The sequence below is a fragment of the Ochrobactrum sp. RH2CCR150 genome, from assembly GCA_014138095.1.
Classification (GTDB): Bacteria; Pseudomonadota; Alphaproteobacteria; order Rhizobiales; family Rhizobiaceae; genus Brucella; species Brucella gambitense.
Genome location: JACGXE010000005.1, coordinates 316,202 through 339,498, shown reverse-complemented (window position 1 = coordinate 339,498; position 23,297 = coordinate 316,202). Strand labels below are relative to the sequence as shown.

Genomic DNA, 23,297 nt, shown 5'->3' with positions numbered 1-23,297 from the left:
TCATGGCAACCTCCCGGCTCAGCGCTCGCCCGTGGCGCGCTTGCGAATGAAATTATTGAAGAGAACGGCGATCAGCAGCATTCCGCCGAGGAAGACGAGATACCAGTCCTGATCGATCTGCGTGTAGGTCAGGCCGATCAGCACCATGCCGAAAATGATTGCGCCGAAGAAAGCACCGATGGCCGAGCCGTAACCACCCGTCAAAAGACACCCGCCGATGACCGCTGCGATGATGGCTTCAAACTCTTTCTGGAAGCCGCGCCGCGCATCGGTCGATCCGGCATCAAGCACGGTGAGGATAGCGACCAGTGCTGCGGCCATGGCCGTGCACATGAAGAGCGTGGTCTTGACGCGCCGTACTGGAACGCCGGAGTTGCGCGCCGCCAAAGCATCACCGCCAGCCGCAAAAATCCAGTTACCGAAGCGGGTGCGCACCAGAACATAGGTGGCGATCAGCGCCACACCGGCGAACCATAATACCTCGACCGGAACGCCTTTTACGGTTGGTTCGCCATTCGGAAATTTGGCAATCAGGTCATGCTCAGCCATCCAGGCGAACAATCCCTGAAAAGCATCGCCCGAAAACAAACCGGCAATCATGCTGTTGCCGACGGCTTCCTTGACGCCGCGAAGCTGCGTTGCACCGCCGGTTGCCCATTTGAGACCAACCAGCGACAGGCCGCGCAGGATAAACAGAAAAGCCAGCGTCACGATGAAGGACGGCAACCCCGTCCTGATGACGATCTGGGCATTGATCACGCCGACCAGCGCCGCAAAGACAAGTGTAAGAATAATCGCCACGATCAGGGGCACCTGCCAGACGACAAGTGCTGCGGCAAAAATCAGACCTGCAAAAGCCACCATCGAGCCGATGGAAAGATCAAACTCGCCGCCGATCATCAGAAGTGCGGCGGCAACCGCCAGAATGCCCAGCTGCGACGCAGGCGCCATGAAGTTCATGATGCCCGCAGCCGTGAACATTGCCGGATTGGCCGTGGTCAGGAAGAAAGCCGTGATGAGAATAAGCCCGGAAACGGCACCAAGTTCAGGTCGGCTCAGGAGCCGCTGGATCGGACTTGCCGTTTTCAGCCGTTCGTCTCGTTGCTCCGCAATCGTCGCGGGCTTCGGTTCGGACATTGGTTCACTCATGATTTTCTCCTGAAATCGTCTCGCAGATGCTCCATGCGCAGCCGTCGAGCTTCGGGTGCGACCACCCGTTCCCGCCCATCGCAATGGGCGGGTCAAATGTCAGTTCTGAAAGTAGTTTTACCTGATGCCCTTGGCGGACAACTCCACAACCTGCTTGGCCTTGTCCTTGGTAATCAGGTTCGGACCGGAAGGCACATTGCCGCCGGGCATCAGGCCGTATTTGGCATTGAGGGCAAGGAACGAGACCGGCAGATAGCCCTGCAGGAACTGCTGCTGGTCGATGGCGAAGACTGCCTTGCCGTTCTCGACTGCCTCAAGGAAACCCGGAGACATATCGAAGGTTGCGACATGGATGCCGCTGCGACCGCTTTCAGCAGCCGCCTTCACCGCCGGTTCACCGGCAAGCGTGGCATTGAGCGTCAGGATCGTATCAATCGTCGTATCCGAAGCGAGCGCTGCACGCACCTTGGCTTCGTTTTCAGCCGGATCGGTCGAGGTCGGCAGAACGGTCACGTCACCGAAGCCTTCCTTGAAACCGGCGCAACGCTGATCAAGCGAGACATTGCCCACTTCCTGATTGACGCAGATGCCCTTCTTGCCGCCAGCCTTTTTCAAGGCTTCACCGGCAGCTTTACCGGCATCCGCCTCATCCTGACCGACATGCAGCAGCGCGCCGAGCTTCTTGGAAGCGTCGGAGCCGGAGTTCATAGAAATGACCGGAATACCCGCCGCGACAGCACGCTGGATCGACGGTCCGAGCGCATCAGCATCCGGGATCGATACGACAATGCCCTGCGGCTTCTGGTTGATGGCCGCATCGATAAGCTGCGCCATCTGCACCATGTCGAAGGTTTCCGGCGCACGATAGTCAACCTTTGCGCCTGTATCCTTGGCAGCTTCTGCCACACCATTCTTCACAACGGACCAGAACGGGTCCGATGCCTGACCATGACTGACGACAACAATATTGATGTCAGCCGCATGCGCAGCGAATGATGCAGCCATGAGGGCTACGCCAGCGACTGCCGATTTCAAAAGAGATTTCATGTTCACTCCTCCCATTGCCCGACGCTCCCCGCCGGTTTTCTCGATCTTCAGCCTTACCGGTAGCGTTACGGTGACTTCCTCCAAGCCATGACCCGCAACATACACCAACTTCAGCTATTCAATAGAATGAAACAATCATTAGAAAATTCTCGTGGAATTATAATTCCATTTCTGCTAGCTCATGTCAATCGCATAAGCTCTCCCCGAACGGCATATTTTCCGGCTGGATTATGTGTTTTGCGGGCGCAGCTTTGCCAGCATGTATGGTGTCAGCGCTTGGGAGGAAGGCATGGCAGTCGTTACAGGTCTGATCGGGTCCGGCTTTATGGGCAAGACCCATGCGCTGGCGCTGGCCAACGTCAATCGCATCTTCGATCTGCCCGTGCAGGTCGAGTTGCACACGCTGGCCGACATTGATGAAACAACGGCGCAGAAAGCGGCAAAACAGCTGGGCTTTACCCGCGCGACCGGAAACTGGCGCGACCTGATAGCCGATCCGGCAATCAATCTCATCGATATCACCACACCCAATCGCTTTCACAAGGAAATGGCTCTGGCAGCGATCGATGCGGGCAAGCATGTCTATTGCGAAAAGCCTCTCGCCCCCAGCGCAGCCGACTGTCTGGAAATGACGCTGGCAGCAGAAAAAAAGGGCATCCAGACAGCCGTTGGATTCAATTATCTCAAGAACCCGATGATCCGACTGGCGAAAGACATTATAGACAGCGGTGAAATTGGAGAGGTCCGAAACTTTCGCGGCATCCACGCGGAAGATTTCATGGCCGATGCGCGCATTCCCTGGACTTGGCGGCTGGACCCGGCAGGCGGTGGCGGCGCTCTTGCCGATATTGGCAGCCACATCATCGCCGCTGCGCGCTATCTGGTCGGGCCGATTGCCGAAGTCATGGGCAAAACCGTCACCGCCATCCGCGAGCGCCCGGATAGTGCCAATCCTTCACAGAACAAGCCAGTTGAAGTGGATGATGTCTGCCACGCCATGGTCAGCTTTGCCAATGGAGCAACCGGGACGCTGGAAGCGAGCTGGATCGCCAGCGGGCGCAAAATGCAGCACGACTTTGAAATCTCCGGCTCCATGGGCGCGATCTTCTTCTCGCAGGAGCATTTCAACGAGCTGGACCTGTTTCTCTATGCCGACAAAAAGGGACAGCAGGGCTTCCGCAAGATTTTTGCCGGTCCTGACCACGAACCCTATCGTTCGTTCTGCGTAGCGGCGGGACACCAGATCGGCTTCAACGATCTCAAGACCATTGAAGTGCGTGACTTCCTGCTGGCCATTGCGGGCCATAAAACCGGCCATGCCGATTTCCGCGAAGGCTATGAGGTGCAAAAGACGCTGGAAACGATCTACGCCTCAGCGCGCGAAAGGCAGTGGCGCAATGTTTAAGCGCGGGATTTCGGCTGCACGATGAACTGGCCGTCGAGATGCAGGATATGTGCTTCAATGCCATAAATCTGTCGTAGCCGCTCTGACGTCAGCACATCCTGCGGCGGGCCATCCGCCGCAAGACGCCCGTTATCGAGAATAATCAGCCGCGTGCAATATTGTGCCGCGAGGCTCAGCTCATGCAGAGACGCAATCACCGTCTGACCTTCTTGCGCAAGGGCTGCAAAATTTTCCATTAAGGCCAGTTGATGCGACGGGTCGAGCCCGGCCACAGGCTCATCGGCAAGAATGAGCGGCGTATCCTGCGCCAGAACACGTGCTATCAGCACTCGCGCCAGCTCACCGCCGGAAAGCGCATTGGCTGGACGCTCGCCGAAAGCTTCAACATCCATGCGTTGCATTGCCGAGCGGATCAGCGCCTCATCGCCAGCGTCCAGTGAAGCAAAGCTTGGTTTCAGCGCAGAACGTCCCAATGAAACCAGCATATGGGCGGAAACAGGCCAGGCGACATCGCGCTCCTGCGGCAGATAGGCAACCGCGCGGGCTTTGTCGCGCGCATTGAGATTACCTATCGCCTGACCATCCAGCAAAACTGCGCCATCCGCCCGGACAAGACCGAGCATTGCTTTCAAAAGTGTGGTTTTGCCCGCGCCATTCGGACCGATGAGACCGATGAACTCGCCCGCCCCCGCATCGAAGTCGACCTGATCCAGAACGGTTTTCCCGCCCAGCGACACGCTGATATTTTGAACCGTGAGCGCCGTCATACGAGTTGCCTGCGATATTTGAACACCAGCCACAGGAAGAATGGTGCGCCGATCAAAGCCGTCACGACACCAAGCTTCAGTTCCCGCCCCGGCATGGCGACCCGCACCAACACATCGGCAGCAAGCAGCAAAGCAGCACCGCCCAAGCTACTTGCGACTAGCAGCCGCGACGGTCTCGCGCCAACCAGCGGTCGCAGCAGATGCGGCACGACAAGGCCAACGAACCCGATAGACCCTGCCACCGCCGTCGAAGCGCCGACACAAAGTGCCGTGCCGAGAACGGCCAAAAGCTGCACACGCGCCAGACTGACGCCCATGCTTGCCGCGGCGTCCGCTCCGAGCGTCAGGCTATCGAGCGAGCGCCCAAGCGACAGCAGCATAATCCAGCCAACGAGAATGAACGGAACCACGAGCATCACATGGGTCATCGACCGGTCCGCCAGCGAGCCTAGCATCCAGAACACGATTTCCATGGCTGCGAAGGGATTAGGCGACAAGTTCAGCGCCAGAGCGGTCAGCGCTCCGGCAAGGCTGGTCACTGCGACACCGGCCAGAATGACAGCCAGCGTTCCGGCATTGCGCCCGGCCAGAACCTTGACGAGAAACACTGACGCGAATGCACCGGCCAGCGCAAGCAACGGCAAAGCCAAAGGAAACAGCAAAGACAACCCCGTATAAATGGCGACGACTGCGCCAAACGAAGCCGACGCGCTGACGCCGAGCAATCCCGGCTCTGCCAGCGGGTTTCGCAGATAGCCCTGAAGTGCCGCCCCTGACAGGCCCAGCGACGTACCAATCAGCAGTGCCAGCAAGGCGCGCGGCAGACGGATCTCGCGCATGACCAGCACGATGGCATCGCCCTCGCCGCTGAACAGCGCCCGAAGACTGTCGCTCACGCCGATATTGGCTGGCCCGATCAGCAGCGACCACGCGAAGAGAACCGCAACGAGCAAGGCAAGGCCGACAAGCAAAAGCACGAAACGAACGTTTTCAGTCACGCGCGGCCTCGCCAAGTTTTGCCACCGCTTCAACGCTGAATGGCCCGCCGCAAACGGTCAGATTATCGGGAAGCGTCATTGCTTTTGCCTCGCGTTCTATTGCGCGCAGGGCCGGGTGTTGGAAATTCTGGAAAGCGAGCGCCGGTGTTCGCTCGTTCGCACTGAGGATCAGCATATCCGGCTTTTCCATCACCAGCATTTCCAGAGGCAGCGCCGCAGGACCGTTGATGCCAGCCCGGTCGGCGATATTGTCCAGCCCGGCAAGCTTGACCGCCTCATCAATCAACGTGCCGCGTCCGGATGTGTAACTATTGGCGAAATAAAGCGCGACAGTCTTGCGATGTTGCGGCTTTTCTATCGCCGCAAGCCTTGCCCGCATGGAAGCGACTTGTGCTTCCGCCTGCTCTTCGCGCCCCAGCAATGTGCCCATGCGCTGCAGATGTGCTTCGATATCATCAAAAGAGCGGGCGGGCGCGAACTGTTCCACGCGCAGGCCAAGCCTGCGCAGGAGATCGACTGTCACCTGCGATGAAAACGTGCCCGCCAGCACCAGATCCGGTTTCATGAGGAAAATCTCTTCCGCCTGCGCATGATTGATCGGCAGTTTCGCCGCCTGCGCGGCCAGCACGGAAAGCTGCGGATCACGCGACAGATGAGAAACCGACTGCAATTGGCCCGGAGCGGCCAGAAGCATCGCCAACTGATCGGTGCAAACATTGATCGACACCACGCGCTGCGGTGGTGCAGCCTCGGCAGATGAAAGAGCGACCGAAACCGTGGCGGTGAGCGCCAGAAGCCAGTTTCTGCCAAGGATCATCGCTCTCATCATCTGCCGAAAAACCTCAGAAATTACGCGTCAGGCCGATATTGAAGGTACGGCCCGGCGCAATATAGCCGGAGGTCGTCTGGTAGTCCTTGTCAAAGATGTTTTCGACCGAAAACTTGAGCTTGGACTGCTTGTCGATGGCATAGAGCGCTATGAAATCGGCGGTCACATAGCTGCCGAGCTTCTGCGTATTTGCCGCATCGGCATAGCGCGAGCCGCCATAAAAGACACGGCCCGTCAGGTCGAGCCCCTCAAACGGCGTATAGTTCACCTCGGCGGTCGCCTTGAAGCGTTCGCGATAGGCAAGATCGGTGTCGTTTTCTTCATCGATGGGGCGCTTGAAGTCGAGCCCCCCCTTCACACCCCACTGGTCATTGAAGCGATGACCCAGCGTCGCCTCGAAGCCCGTAATCTGCGCACGCGCTACATTATAGGGAAGATAGGAAGGCGCTGTGCTCATGATCGCATCGCGCAATTCGTTGCGATAGAGCGCAAGATCGAGGCTGGTCGCCGCCGAGATCTGCCAGTTCAGCCCCACTTCATAGGAGCGCGACTTTTCCGGCTCTAGGTCGGGATTGGCGAAGCCCGGATAATAAAGCTCGTTGAATGTCGGCGCACGAAAGCCGGTCGCATAAGAGGACCGTACGACGAGATCGGGAATAATCTCATAGCTCGCGCCGATATTATAAGTCGTGACATCGCCGAACTGCTGGTTGTGGTCGTAACGCACGCCGCCATCCACGCGCAGTGCTTCATATTCCAGAGAATATTGGCCGAACACCGCCGCGAGATTGCGTCCCGTCTCATCATATTCGACGGTGGAATCGATGGTCTCGCGATAGGCTTCGACACCGCCGGTGACAACGTGCTTTGCCTTACCCGTCTCGAAACTCTTTTCGGTGGAAGCGAAGAGGCCGTAGCGCTTGGTTTCATAGCGGTCCGAACCGGGCATGCCCTTACGGAAATTGCGGCTGCTGTCGATGCCGCTGCTCAATTCAATTGTCGAAGACCAGTCATCCGTGTGATCGATCCGCGTACCGACTTTTCCCGTGAACGCAGTGCTGTAAGCCTCATTCGCGTAGGGAGCAGTGGCGTCATACTGATTGCGGCCCCGGCTCAAAAGTCCGTCCGCATAGAGCCTGCCCCAGTCGAAGTCTTTTCCAAGCGAGAAATTGAACGAGCCTTGCAGAAAGCCGTCCCGATCCGGCTCGTGCCCAAACGCATCAGGGCTGGTGAAATCATAGCCTTGCGTGCCGGTTATCGCCGCGCCAAAGGCATAATCGACACCAGCAGCGCTTTGTCCCTGTATCGAGCCGGATGCATAGCCGCCCCAGGGATGAGTGACGCCCGTGGTCAGGCTGCCGCACCATGAGCGCTCGCCGCAGGCCCTACCCTGCTTGGTAATGATGTTGATGACACCACCCATCGCATCAGCGCCATATTGGGCCGAATGACCGCCCTTGGCGATCTCGATACGCTCGATGGAGGTCAGCGGAATATTGGCCAGCGCTGTTGTTCCGTCGGTTGCCGAGGCGGAACGCACGCCGTTGACCAGCACGACCGTTTGCGTGGACGACATGCCGCGCAGATAAATGTCCGATTTGGAGCCCTGCCCGCCATTCGTCCTGATCGAAACACCGCTATAGGTTTTCAGCAAAGATTGCAGGTCGGGGGCTGCCGAGCGCTCGATTTCAGCCGCATCGATGACCGTGACCGACGATGTGGATCGTTGCAGCGAAGTCGCGCGGCGAAGCGGAGTGACGACGATCGTGTCGAGAACCACGCCTGCGCTGGCATCATCCGTGGCGCTGACAGTTTGGGCCGAAGCGTCGAGCGGATTTACAGCCGCAAAAGCCGCAGCAAGTAAAATCGATAATCTTGAAATATGCACCTGTATCTTCTCCTGCAAGGCAACACCGCCTGACCGCAGGTCGAAGAAATGAGGGAAAACCCGTTTCTCGTTCCGGCGGCAACATTTGTTCAATGTCACCGCTACGGAAAGCCGCGCCCCGACACGCCCCGCGTCGAAACTAGGTGACCGGATACGGCAGGTCTCCTGACTTCCGGGTCGCCGCTGTTCTTCCGCCTTCCCGAGTGCACGTGCATTCAGTGGCTTAATCGCCTTGGCGATTTTGGAAGATTGCTCTCCGGTTACAGTTGCGGGGGCAGTCGCAGAATTGGCCAGATGGCCTCACCGCGTTCCCTTTTCATCCGCCTTTTACAGCGAAACCGTTTCCTGTTTTGAGCGTTAGCAAGGCTGATGCGGATTAGCAATGCGCCAAAAAGGCTTCACCCTGAATCGCATTCTCAACGAAGCGATTCAGGGCGTTGTTTTCAAACGTCTTTGACTATCTCAAGAACGCCCGGAAACGTTGCAGGGCGAAGTAAAACAGCACCGAGCCGATCACGATCAGGGCCAGAAACTGCGGCCAGACCACGCCGATCCCCGCCCCCCGGAACAGGATTGCCTGCGCCAAGATGACGAAATGCGTATTGGGCGCTACCAGCATTATGTTCTGGATGATATCCGGCATGCTTTCCCGCGGGGTCATGCCGCCTGAAAGCACCTGCAACGGCATCAGAACCAGCATCAACAACATGCCGAACTGTGGCATGGAGCCTGCAACCGTCGCCAGGAAAATGCCGAGGCTTGTCGTTGCGAAAAGCTGCAATGCGGCACCGGCAAGGAACAGGAGGACAGACCCGTAAACCGGCACGGCCAGCAGGCCTTGCACCACAAAGACCAGCGCAAAAGCCGAAGCCACCAGCACGACCAGCCCCATGGACCAGACCTTGCTGACCATGATTTCAACCGGCGTCACCGGCATGACGAGCAGATGCTCGATGGTTCCGTGTTCGCGCTCGCGGATGAGCGCCGCGCCGGTCAGGATGATCGACAGCATGGTGACCGACGAAATGACATTGTTGATCGCGCCAAACCAACTCTTGTTCAGATCCTGATTGAAGCGAGATCGCAAATTGAGATCGACCTTCGTATCCGCCGTGCCACGATAACGGTTTAGAAACTCGTTCACCTCACCGGAAACGATAGACTGGACATAACCGCCGCCCGTAAAGGCCTGACTCATGCGCGTTGCATCCACATTGAGCTGAATCGTCGGCGACCGTCCAGCCAACAGATCGCGCTGGAAATTCGGCGGAATGTTCAGCGCAAACGTATCAAGCCCCTCATCCATGCGACTGTCCATCTCGTAGGACGAAATGAGCTTGGGCGGCACGAAATAAGGCGGGTAGAAAGCGGCAGTGATACGGCTGGAGACCGGCGACTGGTCCTCATCGACAATGGCGATGGCCGCATTGCTGAGGTTTTCAGGCTGCGCTCGCGCGGATGTATAGACCGCCAGCGTGAACGCATAGACGATCAGGAGCAGAAGCATCGGATCGCGGGCGAGACCGCGCAGTTCCTTGATGCCGAGCTGAAGTATGTTAGCTATCCGCATCTCAGCCCGCCTGTTTCTTGAGAAGGAGAATGGCCAGTACCATCAGCACCGGAATGGCGATCAGCAACGGGATGAACGACCCGGCAAGATCGCCGAAATCCAGCGCCTTGGAGAACACCCCGCGCGAGATGGTCACGAAATAGGTCGTCGGATAAATCTTGCCGATAAACGCGCCCGCACCCTGCAATGACGAAACCGGATCGATGATGCCGGAATATTGCACCGCGGGAATGAGCGTCAGCAGGGCGGTACCGAAGATGGCGGCAATCTGGCTGCTCATGAAGGTGGAAAGCACCAGCCCCATACCTGTCGCGATGATGACATAGAGCAGCGCCGCCGCTGCATAGGTGAGAAAACTGCCCGTAAACGGCACCCGGAAGATGAAGACCGCAAAGGCCGTCAGCATCAGGAAATTCAGGAACGCCAGCGCGATATAGGGCAATTGCTTGCCGAACAGGAACTCGAACTTGGTCACCGGCGTCACATAGAAATTGATGATGGAGCCAAGTTCCTTTTCGCGCACCACGCTCAAAACCGCGAGCATGGCCGGGATCATCAAAAGCAGCATTGGAATGACGGCTGGAACCATCGCGACCAGACTCTGAACGTCGGGATTGTAGCGATAGCGAATTTCCAGATTGAAATTGCCCACCGTCGCCGCATTGCCATAAAGCTCGCGCGCTTTTTGCGTCAGCCAGTTGGCATGCATGCCCTGCACATAACCGCGCACCGTTTCAGCGCGGGTTGGCATGGCGCCGTCAATCCACGCCGCCACCTCGACAGGCCGCCCATGCGCAATATCTGCGCCAAAGCGCGGCGGTATCTCAATGGCGAGACTGATCTCACCATTGCGCATCCGCCGGTCGAGATCGTCATAATCGGTGATCGGCGGCATTTCGGTAAAATAGCGCGAACCGGCAATCTGCTGTGTGTAGTCGCGGCTGACCGTTGTATCGTCGCGGTCAAGCACGGCGAATGTCAGGTTTTCAACGTTGAGATTGATGCCGTAACCAATCACGAACATCAAAATCACCGTGCCCAGAATGGCAAGCGTCGCGCGGATCGGGTCGCGTTTCAGCTCCAGCGCCTCGCGCCGTGTATAAGCGAGCATGCGGCGCGGATTGGGAAGCCAGCTTGAAGAAGGATTGGCGTGGCCCGTCGCGGCCTGAACCGGCGCTGGCGTCTCTTCTGCAACGGGTGCAGCCGGTTGGGCCGTCTCGCCGATGGCTTCAGTCAGGTAGGCGATAAAGGCTTCTTCAAGCGTAGCCGAATTGCGGCTTGCCGTGATCGCCTTTGGCGTGTCGCTGATCAGCACCTTGCCCGCATGCATCAATGAAATGCGGTCGCACAGCTCCGCCTCGTTCATGAAGTGGGTGGATACGAAGATGGTCACATTGTCGTTGCGTGACAGATCGGCAAGAATTTCCCAGAAAGCATCACGCGCCACCGGATCCACGCCGGAAGTCGGCTCATCGAGAATGAGGATATCCGGCGAATGGATCAGCGCCACCGCCAGAGACAGGCGTTGGCGGATACCGAGCGGCATGGAATCCGGCAGTTCATCCATCACACCGGCCAGATCGAAACGCTCGGAAAGTTCCTTGATACGTCGCGCCGTCAGTTCCGGCTCCATGCCGAACAGCTTGGCGTGAAGCTCCAGATTTTGAAGAACGGTCAACTCTGAATAAAGCGAAAAGGCCTGCGACATGTAGCCGACGCGACGCCTGATATCGATATCCTTCGGATCGACCTCGCGCCCGAACAACCGCGCAATGCCATCGCTGGCAGGTAGAAGCCCGGTCAGCACCTTCATGGTCGTGGATTTGCCGCAGCCATTGGAACCCAGAAACCCGAAGATTTCCCCGCGTGGAATGCGGAAGCTCACATTATCAACCGCCGTGAAATTGCCGAACCGAACCGTGACATGTTCGGCTTCAATGGCGATCTCCGCATCGGCACCCGGCGCACGTGGCGGAATGACGATTTCCTTGTGCCCCTGCCGCAATTCCTCCGGCAGCAAGGCAATGAAGGCAGCATCCAGATTGGGGGTGCCCGTGCGTTCCAGCAGTTCCTTCGGCGTACCTGTCGCCAATATCTGCCCGTCATTCATCGCGACAAGCCAGTCGAAGCGCTCCGCTTCCTCCATATAGGCCGTCGCAACGATGACACTCATCCCCGGCCGGTCCTTGCGGATATCGTCGATCAGCTCCCAGAACTGGCGACGCGACAAGGGATCAACACCGGTGGTCGGTTCGTCGAGGATCAGAAGGTCCGGATCGTGAATGAGAGAACAGCAGAGGCTTGTCTTCTGCTTCATGCCGCCGGAGAGCTTGCCTGCCGGGCGATCCGCAAAGGGCGACATGCCCGTGCGCGCAAGAAGATCGGCAATGCGCCGTTCCCGCTCCTGCCGGTCATGACCGAACAGCCGTCCGAAAAAGTCGATATTCTCGAAAACCGAAAGCGTCGGATACAGATTCTTGCCTAGTCCTTGCGGCATATAGGCGATGCGCGGATAGGCAGATTCGCGATGCTTCCGGTCGGCAATATCGCCGCCCAGCACCTCGATATGTCCTTCCTGCATGCTGCGCGCACCGGAAACGAGCGAAAGCAAGCTCGACTTGCCGACGCCATCGGGACCGATCAGGCCGATCATACGCCCTGCGGGAATATCGAGATTGACGTCGCGCAGCGCCTGCGTAGCGCCGTAGGACAATTTTACGCCCTTCGCGCGAACGACAAAACTGTCGCCTCCCGCCTCAGACTGGACCGAAGCTTCACTCATTTTACGGTTTCCGCGAGGTTCTTCGGCCATTCAGCAGCGGAATCGAGCTTGACATAGGCCATGCCTGGCAGCCCGGTTTTCACTTGCTGGATATATTTCTGAAGCAACTCCGGCGGAATCTTTGCCTTGACGCGGAACATCAGCTTCTGACGTTCCTCTTCGGTTTCAACCGTTTTCGGCGTGAACTGGGCAACATCGGCGACGAAGGAAATCGTGGCCGGAATGACGTATTGCGGTGCGGCATCCAGCACAATGCGGGCCTCGGCACCGATTGCGACGCGGCCAGCCTGCGCGGTCGGCAGGAAGAACGTCATATAGACATCGCCCAGATCGACGAGGTTGAGCACGCGACCGCCTGCCGAAAGCACTTCACCGGGCTGGGCAACGCGATACTGCACACGCCCCGCGGTTGGCGCAACCAAGGTGGCGTCGTTGATATCCGCGACGATGCTGGCAATCGCCGCCTTGGCCGCTTCTACCGACGCCTCGGCATCGACAACCTGCGCCTTGGCCGCACTGATGGCTGCCTCGCTGGCCGCAAGCTGCGCCTTCGCAGCCTCGACCGCTGCCTGCGCACCCTGCGCGCTGGCGCGATCATCATCGAGAACCTGTTCGGAGACGGTTCGAGACTGGGTCAGCGCCTGCGAACGGGCCAAGCGCCGCTGAGCTGCATCCAGCTGTGCATTGCGCTGGGCAACCGTCGCCTGATTGGCCGCGAATTCCGCTTCGCGTTGCGTGACAAGGGCTTGCGCCGTCTCGATGCCGATCTGCGCCCGGCGCAATTGTGCCTCCGCCTGCGCACGCTGGCTTTCAAGCTGGTCAGTATCCATACGCGCAAGGATCTCGCCCTGTTTGACGAAAGAACCTTCATTCGCAAGTATTTCACGGATTCGCCCGGGGCTCTTGGTTGAAATATCGATTTCGGTCGCTTCGATACGGCCATTGCCCGAGGCAATTCCGTCGGGCAATCCGCTGCCGTTCATGGCTTTCCAGGCATAGTAACCACCGACGGCCAGCGCCACCACCACTGCAGCCACAATCCATTGCTTGCGGTTGGAACTCATGCGAAACACCCTCTTTGCAATCTCTAAAACGCAGGCATTATTCTCGAATTAATTCAAAGCATTGGCAGATGGTTCTCACCTGTCGGGCTGTTCGCATTCCCACCGCCCCGCTCGATAATAACCGGAGAACCACTCGGTTGAGGATATGGAACAACTGCGCAAGTTGACAACCAGCAAATGCTAATTAACGCGTGATAAAGTAAATGCCGTCGCGGTCCTGCATACAGGCCCCGATTTTCTATTGCTTTGACCTGAATCAACAAGTGCTGAAATACTCGCAACTTCTTTGGGAATTTCTGCTGAATTCAGAGCGAATGAGAAGCGCGGGTGCCGATTTGGTGAAATAGAGGGGCAACGCCGACAGCACCCGCTGGCTGCCGAAGACGGCGGTACGGAAGATCGCGCTGATATGCGCTCGACAGATGGATGAATGCCGGGATGCCTTTTAGGGCCTGGGCATCCCGGGTCGCCGATTCTGGTGGAAACCGGCAACGGCTGGAGCATTAGCAACTTTGCACGAACCGCACTTTGATTAAGATCAAAGTTGACCGCAGAGATGCATCATTTCTGAACGCACTTGCCCCAGCTCTTCTTCAAATAACTGGACACATTCTTGAGCTTCGGTTCTGACAGAAACCCTTGTCGAAACAGGATGCTGCCCTTCACTTCTGGCAATGACTGGTTGAGTTCCAGCTGACGCTTGACCTCGCTTAAGCCGCCGCCTGCCTGCCAGCCCGGCTCTGATGTGGTTGCGGTTCCAGCGCGATAAAGCGCCATGCCGATGTAAAGGTCAGTCTTGGTGCCGCGCACCGTATCCGCCCACCATTTGACAATCGTGTCGTATGGCACAGCCTTTCGGTCGAACGACCAGTAGACCTGCGGCGCGATATAATCGATCAGGCCGTCCTTGACCCAGCGTCTCGTATCGGCAAAGTCGCCGTCGTAGTTCGTCTTGCCCGCGCGTGTGGCCGAACCCAACGGATCATCAGCCTTGTTACGCCAAACACCGCCGGGGCTGATGCCGAAACGCACATTCGGCTTGATCGACTTGATCTTGTCGGAAATCTCCTGAACCAGCGTATAGGTATTGTAGCGCCGCCAGTCATACTTGCTGGCAAAGCGCGTGCCGAAACGGGCGTAGGTCTTGTCGTCATCGAGAGGCGAAGACGCGGTTTCGTAATAGAAATAATCGTCGAACTGGATGCCGTCGACATTGTATTTCTGCACGACCTCGGCGGTAATATTCGTTACCCACTGACGCACGGCTGGAATGCCGGGATCAAGAACATAGCGATCCGCCGACACACCCACCCATGACGGGTGGGTCTTGTAGACACTCGACGGCGAATCCCTGGATGAGTTCTTCAACTCCTTGCGCGTCGATGCCTTGACGTCCATCGAAACCCGATAGGGGTTGAGCCACGCATGAAGTTCGATACCGCGCTTGTGCGCCTGCTCGATGGCAAACTGCAACGGGTCAAATCCCGGATCCTTGCCGAGTGTCCCTGTGAGATAGGACGACCACGGCAGGTAGGATGACGCATAAAATGCATCCGCCGCTGGGGACACCTGAAACACCACGGCATTGATTCCGTGTTCCGACGCTTCGTCGAACAGCTTGACCAGTTCCTGCTTTTGCCGGCGGATACGTTCCTCATCATTCTCGATTTTCGTTGACGCGCGCGACGGCCAGTCGAGATTGAGAACCGTCGCGATCCAGCTTGCCTGAAACGTATCACAATGAGAGGGCGTGGACGGCGATATGTCGAGAGGCATGGGCATTCCGCTTTTGATTTTGCATTTCCATCCGCAAACAATACGGCCAAGGCTTGGATATGGTCATTTTAGGCACTAGCTTAAAGCAGAATTTTCAAAAGCGAGGGCTCATGTACAAGAATATAGTCGCCACGACCGATGGATCGGAATTTGCAGAGCGCGGTCTCGTGCATGCATTTCAGCTGGCCAAAGCCGTTGGGGCCAAGGTCACGGTCGTGACGGTCACCGCGCCCTATTCCGTTTCCGGCCTGCCGGGCGGCTGGACCGACAGTCCTGCTTTCATCGAACGTTTCGAACAGGAATGGAAAGACTTCGCCGAGACGGCACTGGCACGCGCCAAGGAACTCGCAGCAGAAAACGGTGCAGAAATCCACACGTTGCATGTAATTGCCCAGCACCCGGCGACGGCCATCATCGATTCCGCGACGGAACTGGGCAGCGATCTCATCGTCATGGCTTCAAACGGACGACGCGGTTTCAAAGGCCTGCTGCTTGGCAGCCAGACCTATGAAGTCGTCACGCGCAGCACCGTTCCGGTGCTCGTCGTTCGATAGGCTCGATCTGATAGAAAATCGCGGCGGTCAGCTTGTCTGGTGACCGCTGGCGCTCTCGACATCGACCCGGAAGAACACAGGTTCCAGCTTGCGCGTACCGCCGTCCTTCGTAACGGTCTTCGTATAGGCCGGTTCCCACCATGTCGGCTCTGCGGACATGATGTTGACGATGGCCGCCTTTTCGTCCTCCCGGGCGATCTCGCGATACCGACCGTGCAGCACGACGGTTTTCCATTCGGTACGCGATATGATGTGATCAAAAAGGATGCAGACAGCATCGTTCTTGCGCATGGCTGCGGTCTTTTGTCCATCGGTTGTGAAGGAATAGAGCGACCCGCCATTAAACCGGAAACTCATCGGCACGATAACAGGGCGGTCGTCCAGAATATAAGCCAGCCGCCCCACATGCGAATTCTGAATCATCTCCCGAAGATCGTAGTCCGACATTTCCTTGATCATCATGGCGCGTCGTCTCCTGAAAAAGCTCTCTCAATACTCCTAATACATAGGGCAGCAAGATTGCCTTGACAGCGATCAATGGCGCGAAAGCAAATTGCGTCAGATGAACAGTCGGCCCTCGGCAATCTTGACCGCCGTGCCGCCGATGCGCGCGCCCGTGAGCTTCTGCCCATTGACGTCGAGTTCAAGACGGATGAGCGATGGACGCCCCATTTCCATGCCCTGCTCAACCCAACATTGCGAGCTGCCATCCACCGGCTTGTCGTTCTGCTGGATCATTCCGGCGAAGGCCGCGGCTGCCGAACCCGTCGCCGGATCTTCATAGACATTCGCACCGGTCACAAACATGCGCGCATGATAATGGCTGTTGAAGAGGATCGTCTCGCGGCAATAGACATAGATCGGCAGCGGGCGACCATCGACATGCGGCAGACTCTCGGTGACAAAGACCGGATCGATCGACACCTTGGCCGCGGCAATGAGATTGCTAACCGGCACGAGCAGATAAGGCGTCCCCGCGCTCCAGACCCCCGGCACATGGTTCTCAAAACCGATCTCGTGGGTTCCAAGCCCGATGGCCGCGGCGGCTTCTTCTTTTTCAACCCGCACATCGACCTTCTCCGGCAAGCGCGGCAGATCGAATTCAGCGAATGCGCTGTTGTCGCCCAGAATGACGCCGCAGCGTACAATGCCAACTTTTTCTTCCAGCGCGACAAGCCGGTCGGCCTCGTCGCCTGTCTTGCGGCGACGCGCCAGTGAAACGGCCGCACCCACCGTCGGATGACCGGCGAAAGGCAGTTCGTAATCGGGGGTAAAAATCCGCACGGCGGCTTCATGGGCGGGATTGGCAGGCGGAAAGATGAAGACCGTCTCGGACAGATTGAACTCGCGGGCGATGGCCTGCATGCGGGCGTCATTCAGCCCTTCGCAGTCATGAACGACGGCCAACGGATTTCCAGCCAGAGCTTTCTCGGCGAAAACGTCGAAAACCTCATAAAAACGGCCGGAAACAGCGGCTTCACTCATCCCTCATTCTCCCCTCGACACTTTTCCGGAAATAAACCAGAACCAGTGTCTTCAACAATTATATTCAAGCATCACATTTATCGAATTCAGTGCGAGCATAGCCAATTTATCGGCTCTGTCATCAGCAAGTCTGGCTTATTTGTTCAATGGCTGAAATGCCAATCGGCAAAAGCGCGAACATAAGACGGCGTTGCATCGCCCATCTTGCCCGCTCCCGTTATCGGAATGATCTCGGCCAGCTCTGGTTCCACCTGCGAAGACACGAAATTTTCGATCCCGGAAACCAGCTCCCGCGACGGCGCATCGAACCGATAACGGCGGAACAGCGCGATGCTGCGATTGCCAGTCACCAGATTGAGCTGCGCCTCGCCTTCAGCGTCGGCCAGATCGAGACCGGTTTCTTCATGCACCTCACGCCGCATATTGGCGACATAATCCACACGCCCCTCGACAATGTCATTATCGTCAATGGATCCCGCCGGGAAATAGATGCGACCTCCGCCTGCGTTCTGTAGGCCCATGCGAGCCGCGATCAGATGGCCTTCGCTGGAAACAATGACACCCACGCCAAAAATGTGCCACGGACGGACAGGCTCCGGGTCGTTGCGCCAATGCATCAGCGTTGCAAAACTGCTGCGCTTGAACCCCGCCTGCAAGACACTATCGGCCAGTATCGCCTCCGGCGCCAGATAGATTTCGCCGTCGAACAAGGCGGGCTTTGCAGCCTGCTCACGCTTCCAGTTGAGCGCAATCGTCTGTTCGTGCTGCTGCGTATATTCAAGCGGCCCCGGAACGACGCGTACATCGACGTCGTCGATGACATGAACTGTATTTTCCCGCACGTGTTCCATAAGAATTTGGTCCTGCTTCTCAGACAATATTCAACGTCACGGCAACCGGGCAATGATCGCTGGCCTTGGGCCGGTCCCAACCCGTGCGCGGATAGCGCTCCACCTGCTGATCGGGCGGAAAGACCGTGCGCCAGGGCTGGCCGCGACGGACGATCTGCGGCACCGCACTTTCATTCTTCAAAGCAAAGGATGGTGACGCCAGGATGTAATCAAGCTGACAAAGATGTCGCTCCTGTGGTCCGCGTGTGTGATAGAGCGTCCAGCGATCCATGACCGGGCGGCGCTCCACGAAGTTGACGGCAAAGCCGTCGCCGAGCAGCACATCGAGCGCGCTTTCCTCTTCCTGAACCGGCGTGAAGTCATAGCCGTTCCATTCGTCACCACCGATGAGGATACGCTCGCGATAGTCGTTGAAATCGCCGCAGATCAGCCAGCGCCGATCGGCTGCCTTGGCCGGTCCGAACTTGTCTTCGATGATCCGGCGGATTGCCCGTGCCTCGGCGCGGCGTACTGGCAGGGATGCTGTACGACCGTCAAAGCCGTTGCGCGCACCAGTCATGGATTTGAGATGTGTCACAAAAAGCGACACCGGCTTGCCCGCAATGCGCAAATCCACATTCAGGCAATCCCGCTTGAAAATGCGGTCGTGCGGCTCAATGCCAAGCTCTGCCAGAACAGGCTCGTAAAGTCCGAAATCAGTGTAGGTCAGATGCGCGTGGCTGGTGACCTCGCCCACCTCGATAGGTTGGCCGTCGCGGGTCGTATCCCGGATCATGACGGCCACGTCGATGCCCCGGCTGTCATTGCCGTCGATCAGATATTTGTGCCTGTAGCCATGGCCGATCATCTTGAAAAGATAGCCATATTCGAAGGCATTGAGCGCGGCCAGATTATCGACTTCCTGCAAACACAAGATGTCAGCGCGGGTTTCAGCGATTGCCAGCGCCGTCATCTGCCTTGTATCGTCAGCATGAGCGACAGCACGCGCCTGCTCCAGCAGACGGTATTGCGCCTCATCACCGATTTCGAACAATTGCAGGCTGCGGTCCTGATGCAATTCATTGCGGAAGCCGGAAAAATCGAACCGGCGCATCAGATTCTCGACATTGAATGTGGCTATCGTAAACATGTGCCAGCAATCTCGCCACTTGCATCGCGATTGGCAAGGACTTCTTGGCCGCGCCGGTATTTTTCCCCCGAGCGGATGATTTTGGAAGATAAAACACCCATATTGGGTGTATGGCGATAGCGAATGCCCGCACGCCATGCACGAAAGGCAAAGGTCGTAATGCTCAAGAAAGCCCTGTGCGCAGCCATGATTTCGAGCCTGTTTGCGGTCGGATTTGCCGTGCCGACTATGGCTGTCGAATTGCGCAAGACGCCCTATCTGCCATCCTTGCAGCCAGCCAGACCGCCGATCGTCAATCCGAATTCGAATACCAATCGCCCTGGCCCGAATTCGCCGGGATGCTACGGCTCGGTCACCTGCCGTAACAGTGAAAGCTATATCTCCGGCGAAGGTGTGTTGCGTTACAAGAACGGCGAACCGCTGGATGTGCGCCCATCGACCCGTCCGCAGGTTCAGCGCTTGGGGCCGAGCGTCAATCACATGCAGTGGTGCTCAAATCGCTATCAAAGCTACCGCAGCTCCGATGACACGTATCAGCCGCTCGCCGGCCCGCGCACCAGCTGCAACTCACCATTTCAATAAAAGACGAACCAATGAAAAAGGCCGGGATAAACCCGGCCTTTTTAATTCTCTTCCGATGATCAGGCAGCAGCAGCCTTGCTGTGCGTGCGGATCAGGCGGCCAAGCCGCATGATGCCTTCGTCGATCATTTCGTCATTGGCGCACGAATAGCTGAGACGCAGCGTATTTGCGCCGCTGGCATCAGCGAAGAATGCCTTACCCGGAACGAAAGCGACCTTCTCGGTCTCAATGGACGATGCCAGCAGCTGTGCGCCATCCATGCCTTCCGGCACCGTGACCCAGATAAACATGCCGCCTTCAGGCTTGGTCCAGCTGGTGCCTTCCGGCATATATTTGGCAAGGGCGTCCAGCATGCGGTCGCGGCGATGCTTGTAGACCTTGGCCACCTTGGCAACCTGCGCATCGAAGCCATGCGTCGCGACATGATGGATCGCGATCTGGTTGATGGTCGAAGAATGAAGATCAGCCGCCTGCTTCATGAGCACGAGCTTGCGGATAACGTTCTTCGAGGCAACCACATAACCGACGCGCAGACCCGGTGCGAGGGTCTTCGAGAACGAGCCGCAATAGATGGTGCGGGTCTTTTCGATGTCGCCGCCATTGCGGGCGATGTCGAGCGAAAGGATCGGCGGGATGGCTTCACCATTGTAGCGCAGATATTGATAGGCTGCGTCTTCAATGATCGGGATATTCAGCTCGTCGGCCTGCGCCAGAAGCTTTTCACGGCCAGCCAGATCGACGGTTTCGCCGGTCGGATTCGAGAAATCAGCCGACAGATAGCTAAACTTCACCTTGCCGCCCGCCTTTTCAGCGGCCTGCGCATAGGATTCAGGCGTGCGGTTGCCCGTGATCGACAGCGTATCGTAGGTCGGCTCATAGGCATTGAATGCCTGCAAAGCGCCGAGATAGGTCGGCGCAGTCACCAACGCGGTATCATTGGGCGAAATGAACAGCTTGCCGAGATAGTCGAGCGCCTGCTGCGAACCCGAGGTGATGAAAACATTGTCCTCGGTGCAGGGAATGCCGATCTTGGCCAACTCGCCGACGAGCCATGTGCGCAGCGGCTTGTAACCTTCGGATACCGAATATTGCAGCGCGGCATTTGCTTCCGCGCCCGTCAGCGTTTCCTTATAGGCAGCCTGGAAAGCTTCATGCGGGAACAGCGCCGGGTCGGGAATGCCACCGGCAAACGAAATAATGTCCGGGCGTTCCAGAAGCTTCAGAAGTTCACGGATTTCCGATGCGCGCATGCGTTTGGAGCGCGTTGCAAAAACATTTTCCCAGTCCAACACGGGAAATCTCCTCAATTAGACTTAACCATCCATCTGATGGAATTCGTACTAGCCAGATCTCCTCAAACCCTAGCTAATAGGGGGAAGCTCTAGCGCAATTTTTATCCAACGAGAACAGCTTTTCCCATGCTTCTATGGAATAAAGCTATTCGAAATTCTTTTGGCCTTCGACGTGCATGAAACGGAAAGCTGGCGCTGTGTTTTGGTTCTTTTCGTTCGCGGCTTAATCGCGATCAATCCAACCATTCAGCGTCAAGTAATGAAGGGGCGTTTGAAACGCCCCCTCTTTTTACTCGTCATGGAAGCTCGAAGGATTAGTTGCGAGCCTTATCCACCAGCTTGTTTGCTGCAATCCACGGCATCATGGCGCGGAGCTTTTCGCCAACTTCTTCGATCTGGTGCGCATCGTTGTTGCGGCGGATGCCCTTGAAGCGAGCAGCACCTGCACGATATTCCTGCATCCAATCGGAGGTGAACTTGCCGGTCTGAATGTCTTTCAGAACGCGCTTCATTTCTTCCTTGGTTTCGGCAGTGATGATGCGCGGGCCGGTGACGTATTCGCCCCATTCAGCGGTGTTCGAGATCGAGTAGTTCATGTTGGCGATGCCGCCTTCGTAGATCAGGTCCACGATCAGCTTCATTTCGTGCAGGCACTCGAAGTAGGCCATTTCCGGTGCATAACCGGCTTCAACCAGAACTTCGAAACCGGTGCGGATCAGCTCAACCACGCCGCCGCAGAGAACGGCCTGCTCACCGAACAGATCGGTTTCGCACTCTTCCTTGAAGGTGGTTTCGATGACGCCCGAACGACCGCCGCCAACGCCCGAAGCGTAGGACAGAGCGAGGTCATGCGCATTGCCGGAAGCATCCTGATGGATAGCGATCAGGCAAGGCACGCCGCCGCCCTTCTGGTATTCGCCGCGAACCGTGTGGCCTGGGCCTTTCGGTGCGATCATGACAACGTCGACCGACTTCTTCGGCTCGATGAGGCCGAAATGAACATTGAGGCCGTGTGCGAAAGCAATCGCAGCGCCGTCGCGCAGGTTGCTGTGGATGTGGTCGCGGTAGATGTCAGCCTGCAGCTCATCCGGGGTCGCCATCATCATGAGGTCGGCCCACTTGGCGGCATCGGCAACGCTCATCACCTGAAAGCCGTCAGCTTCGGCCTTCTTGATGGTTGCGGAACCTTCGCGAAGGGCGACGCGCACGTTGGCAGCACCGGAATCCTTCAGGTTCAGCGCATGGGCGCGGCCCTGGCTGCCGTAGCCGACGATAACCACATTCTTCGACTTGATCAGGTTAACGTCTGCATCCCGGTCGTAATAAACGCGCATTTCCTATTCCCTTCGTTTCCAGTTTATTCTCTGGCCTTCTTGCGTCAGCCGATCTGATTAGGCTCCATACAGAGCGAAAAACTGCTTTGTGGCGCGCCGGGCGTCCCGGATGACCACGTCGTCAGTCAGTTCCAGCCGGTCGCCCAACAGCAACCGGATTTGCATGTCCCGGACCACAAGCCCGAAGAACGTGCGAAATGCTTCGTCGATATCGTCGAAAGCAAGCAGCTTGGCTTCCATCCCCATTTCAAGGATCGGCATCAGGCGCTTGGCCATGGCCACCGGTCCGTTGGAGAGAACGATATCGCCCAGCGCCGACTTGCCCGATGCCGCATGGCTGACCGCCAGACGGTTAAGCGCAATCGACGTGCGCCCCGAAAGCACCAGCAACCAGTCGCGGGCAAAGTGCTCCAGACTTGAGAAAAGCGATTCCGCATCAAGCTTCTCGCGCGCCAGCGGCACAACGCGAACCTTGGAGGCCTGCCAGCGAACCATCGCCGTCAAAAGACCGTCGCGGTCGCCAAACCATTTATAGAGGCTTTCCTTGGAACAGTTGGCGGCACGCGCAATGCTCGCCGTCGTCAAAGCGCGGTCTCCGCCTTCAACAAGAAGGCGCAACGCCTGCTCCAGAACATCGTTCTGACGCGGCGAAAGAGCCTGCTGCTTTTGAGCCTGCAATTCGTCGCTACCATCAGTCACGGGTTACTTCCTCCTCTTGTACCGTACGGTACGGTTCCCATTCTATTAGACCTTGCCGCATAGGCGGTCAAGCGAGATTTTTGAGAAATTCGGAGG

At 57.5% G+C, this 23,297-nt stretch carries 20 protein-coding genes and 1 riboswitch; of the genes, 3 read left to right on the top strand and 17 right to left on the bottom strand.

Annotated elements, in window-relative coordinates:
* Window positions 1–18 precede the first annotated feature (18 nt).
* On the bottom strand, window positions 19–1,149 hold the full coding sequence (locus FHW03_RS13585) for an ABC transporter permease (RefSeq protein ID WP_182521104.1): 1,131 nt from the start codon (window positions 1,147–1,149) through the stop codon (window positions 19–21).
* A 117-nt stretch (window positions 1,150–1,266) separates the two neighbouring features.
* On the bottom strand, window positions 1,267–2,196 hold the full coding sequence (locus FHW03_RS13580; RefSeq protein WP_182521103.1) for a sugar ABC transporter substrate-binding protein: 930 nt from the start codon (window positions 2,194–2,196) through the stop codon (window positions 1,267–1,269).
* 289 nt (window positions 2,197–2,485) lie between these two features.
* Between FHW03_RS13580 and FHW03_RS13575 the strand changes: the two genes are divergently transcribed.
* Window positions 2,486–3,601, top strand: coding sequence for a Gfo/Idh/MocA family protein (locus FHW03_RS13575; protein ID WP_182521102.1), 1,116 nt, complete (start codon window positions 2,486–2,488; stop codon window positions 3,599–3,601).
* On the opposite strand, the gene FHW03_RS13570 is transcribed toward FHW03_RS13575, so the two are convergent.
* From FHW03_RS13570 to FHW03_RS13535, 8 genes are all read right to left on the bottom strand, one after another.
* Window positions 3,598–4,368 carry an ABC transporter ATP-binding protein gene (locus tag FHW03_RS13570; RefSeq protein ID WP_182521101.1) on the bottom strand — a complete coding sequence of 257 codons (771 nt, stop codon included), beginning with the start codon at window positions 4,366–4,368 and terminating at the stop codon, window positions 3,598–3,600. The two genes, FHW03_RS13575 and FHW03_RS13570, sit on opposite strands and share 4 nt — an antisense overlap.
* The gene (locus FHW03_RS13565; RefSeq protein WP_182521100.1) at window positions 4,365–5,366 is read right to left on the bottom strand and encodes an iron ABC transporter permease; all 1,002 of its coding nucleotides are present in this window, start codon (window positions 5,364–5,366) and stop codon (window positions 4,365–4,367) included. The genes FHW03_RS13570 and FHW03_RS13565 overlap by 4 nt, the downstream gene beginning before the upstream one ends.
* Complete coding sequence (locus tag FHW03_RS13560) at window positions 5,359–6,183, bottom strand: ABC transporter substrate-binding protein (protein WP_377514795.1); 825 nt, start codon at window positions 6,181–6,183, stop codon at window positions 5,359–5,361. Before FHW03_RS13560 ends, FHW03_RS13565 begins: the two co-directional genes overlap by 8 nt.
* 25 nt (window positions 6,184–6,208) lie before the next feature.
* Complete coding sequence (locus FHW03_RS13555) at window positions 6,209–8,083, bottom strand: TonB-dependent receptor domain-containing protein (protein ID WP_182521098.1); 1,875 nt, start codon at window positions 8,081–8,083, stop codon at window positions 6,209–6,211.
* A 137-nt stretch (window positions 8,084–8,220) separates the two neighbouring features.
* Window positions 8,221–8,441, bottom strand: a riboswitch (cobalamin riboswitch).
* Window positions 8,442–8,540: 99 nt separating this feature from the next.
* Window positions 8,541–9,653 (bottom strand): ABC transporter permease, encoded by a 1,113-nt coding sequence (locus tag FHW03_RS13550; RefSeq protein ID WP_182521097.1) that lies wholly within the window; start codon window positions 9,651–9,653, stop codon window positions 8,541–8,543.
* Window position 9,654: 1 nt separating this feature from the next.
* Complete coding sequence (gene rbbA / locus FHW03_RS13545; RefSeq protein ID WP_377514792.1) at window positions 9,655–12,465, bottom strand: ribosome-associated ATPase/putative transporter RbbA; 2,811 nt, start codon at window positions 12,463–12,465, stop codon at window positions 9,655–9,657.
* Window positions 12,432–13,499: an HlyD family secretion protein gene (locus FHW03_RS13540; protein WP_182521095.1), complete on the bottom strand. Its 1,068-nt coding sequence runs from the start codon at window positions 13,497–13,499 to the stop codon at window positions 12,432–12,434. The genes rbbA and FHW03_RS13540 overlap by 34 nt, the downstream gene beginning before the upstream one ends.
* Before the next feature lie 561 nt (window positions 13,500–14,060).
* Window positions 14,061–15,275, bottom strand: coding sequence for a glycoside hydrolase family 10 protein (locus FHW03_RS13535; RefSeq protein WP_377514790.1), 1,215 nt, complete (start codon window positions 15,273–15,275; stop codon window positions 14,061–14,063).
* A 110-nt stretch (window positions 15,276–15,385) separates the two neighbouring features.
* Here FHW03_RS13535 and FHW03_RS13530 point away from each other — a divergent pair, with 110 nt between their 5' ends.
* Complete coding sequence (locus tag FHW03_RS13530) at window positions 15,386–15,829, top strand: universal stress protein (protein WP_182521093.1); 444 nt, start codon at window positions 15,386–15,388, stop codon at window positions 15,827–15,829.
* Window positions 15,830–15,856: 27 nt separating this feature from the next.
* Here the strand turns inward: FHW03_RS13530 and FHW03_RS13525 are convergent, their stop codons facing one another.
* The 4 genes from FHW03_RS13525 to FHW03_RS13510 all read right to left on the bottom strand — a co-directional run bounded on the left by FHW03_RS13525 (window position 15,857) and on the right by FHW03_RS13510 (window position 19,294).
* Window positions 15,857–16,291: a pyridoxamine 5'-phosphate oxidase family protein gene (locus FHW03_RS13525; protein WP_182521092.1), complete on the bottom strand. Its 435-nt coding sequence runs from the start codon at window positions 16,289–16,291 to the stop codon at window positions 15,857–15,859.
* A gap of 96 nt (window positions 16,292–16,387) precedes the next feature.
* Entirely contained in the window at window positions 16,388–17,314 is a 927-nt protein-coding gene (locus FHW03_RS13520) for a PhzF family phenazine biosynthesis protein (protein ID WP_182521091.1), read from the bottom strand.
* A gap of 143 nt (window positions 17,315–17,457) precedes the next feature.
* The gene (locus FHW03_RS13515; RefSeq protein WP_182521090.1) at window positions 17,458–18,165 is read right to left on the bottom strand and encodes an NUDIX hydrolase; all 708 of its coding nucleotides are present in this window, start codon (window positions 18,163–18,165) and stop codon (window positions 17,458–17,460) included.
* Between the two features lie 19 nt (window positions 18,166–18,184).
* Window positions 18,185–19,294, bottom strand: coding sequence for an endonuclease/exonuclease/phosphatase family protein (locus FHW03_RS13510; RefSeq protein ID WP_182521089.1), 1,110 nt, complete (start codon window positions 19,292–19,294; stop codon window positions 18,185–18,187).
* 159 nt (window positions 19,295–19,453) lie between these two features.
* Between FHW03_RS13510 and FHW03_RS13505 the strand changes: the two genes are divergently transcribed.
* Window positions 19,454–19,876 (top strand): BA14K family protein, encoded by a 423-nt coding sequence (locus tag FHW03_RS13505; protein WP_182521192.1) that lies wholly within the window; start codon window positions 19,454–19,456, stop codon window positions 19,874–19,876.
* Window positions 19,877–19,935: 59 nt separating this feature from the next.
* On the opposite strand, the gene FHW03_RS13500 is transcribed toward FHW03_RS13505, so the two are convergent.
* The 3 genes from FHW03_RS13500 to FHW03_RS13490 all read right to left on the bottom strand — a co-directional run bounded on the left by FHW03_RS13500 (window position 19,936) and on the right by FHW03_RS13490 (window position 23,201).
* Window positions 19,936–21,168: a PLP-dependent aminotransferase family protein gene (locus FHW03_RS13500; RefSeq protein WP_182521088.1), complete on the bottom strand. Its 1,233-nt coding sequence runs from the start codon at window positions 21,166–21,168 to the stop codon at window positions 19,936–19,938.
* Between the two features lie 314 nt (window positions 21,169–21,482).
* On the bottom strand, window positions 21,483–22,502 hold the full coding sequence (gene ilvC, locus FHW03_RS13495; protein ID WP_078339362.1) for a ketol-acid reductoisomerase: 1,020 nt from the start codon (window positions 22,500–22,502) through the stop codon (window positions 21,483–21,485).
* Window positions 22,503–22,559: 57 nt separating this feature from the next.
* Window positions 22,560–23,201, bottom strand: a complete 642-nt coding sequence (locus FHW03_RS13490) for a TetR/AcrR family transcriptional regulator (protein WP_182521087.1) — start codon at window positions 23,199–23,201, stop codon at window positions 22,560–22,562.
* Window positions 23,202–23,297 lie beyond the last annotated feature (96 nt).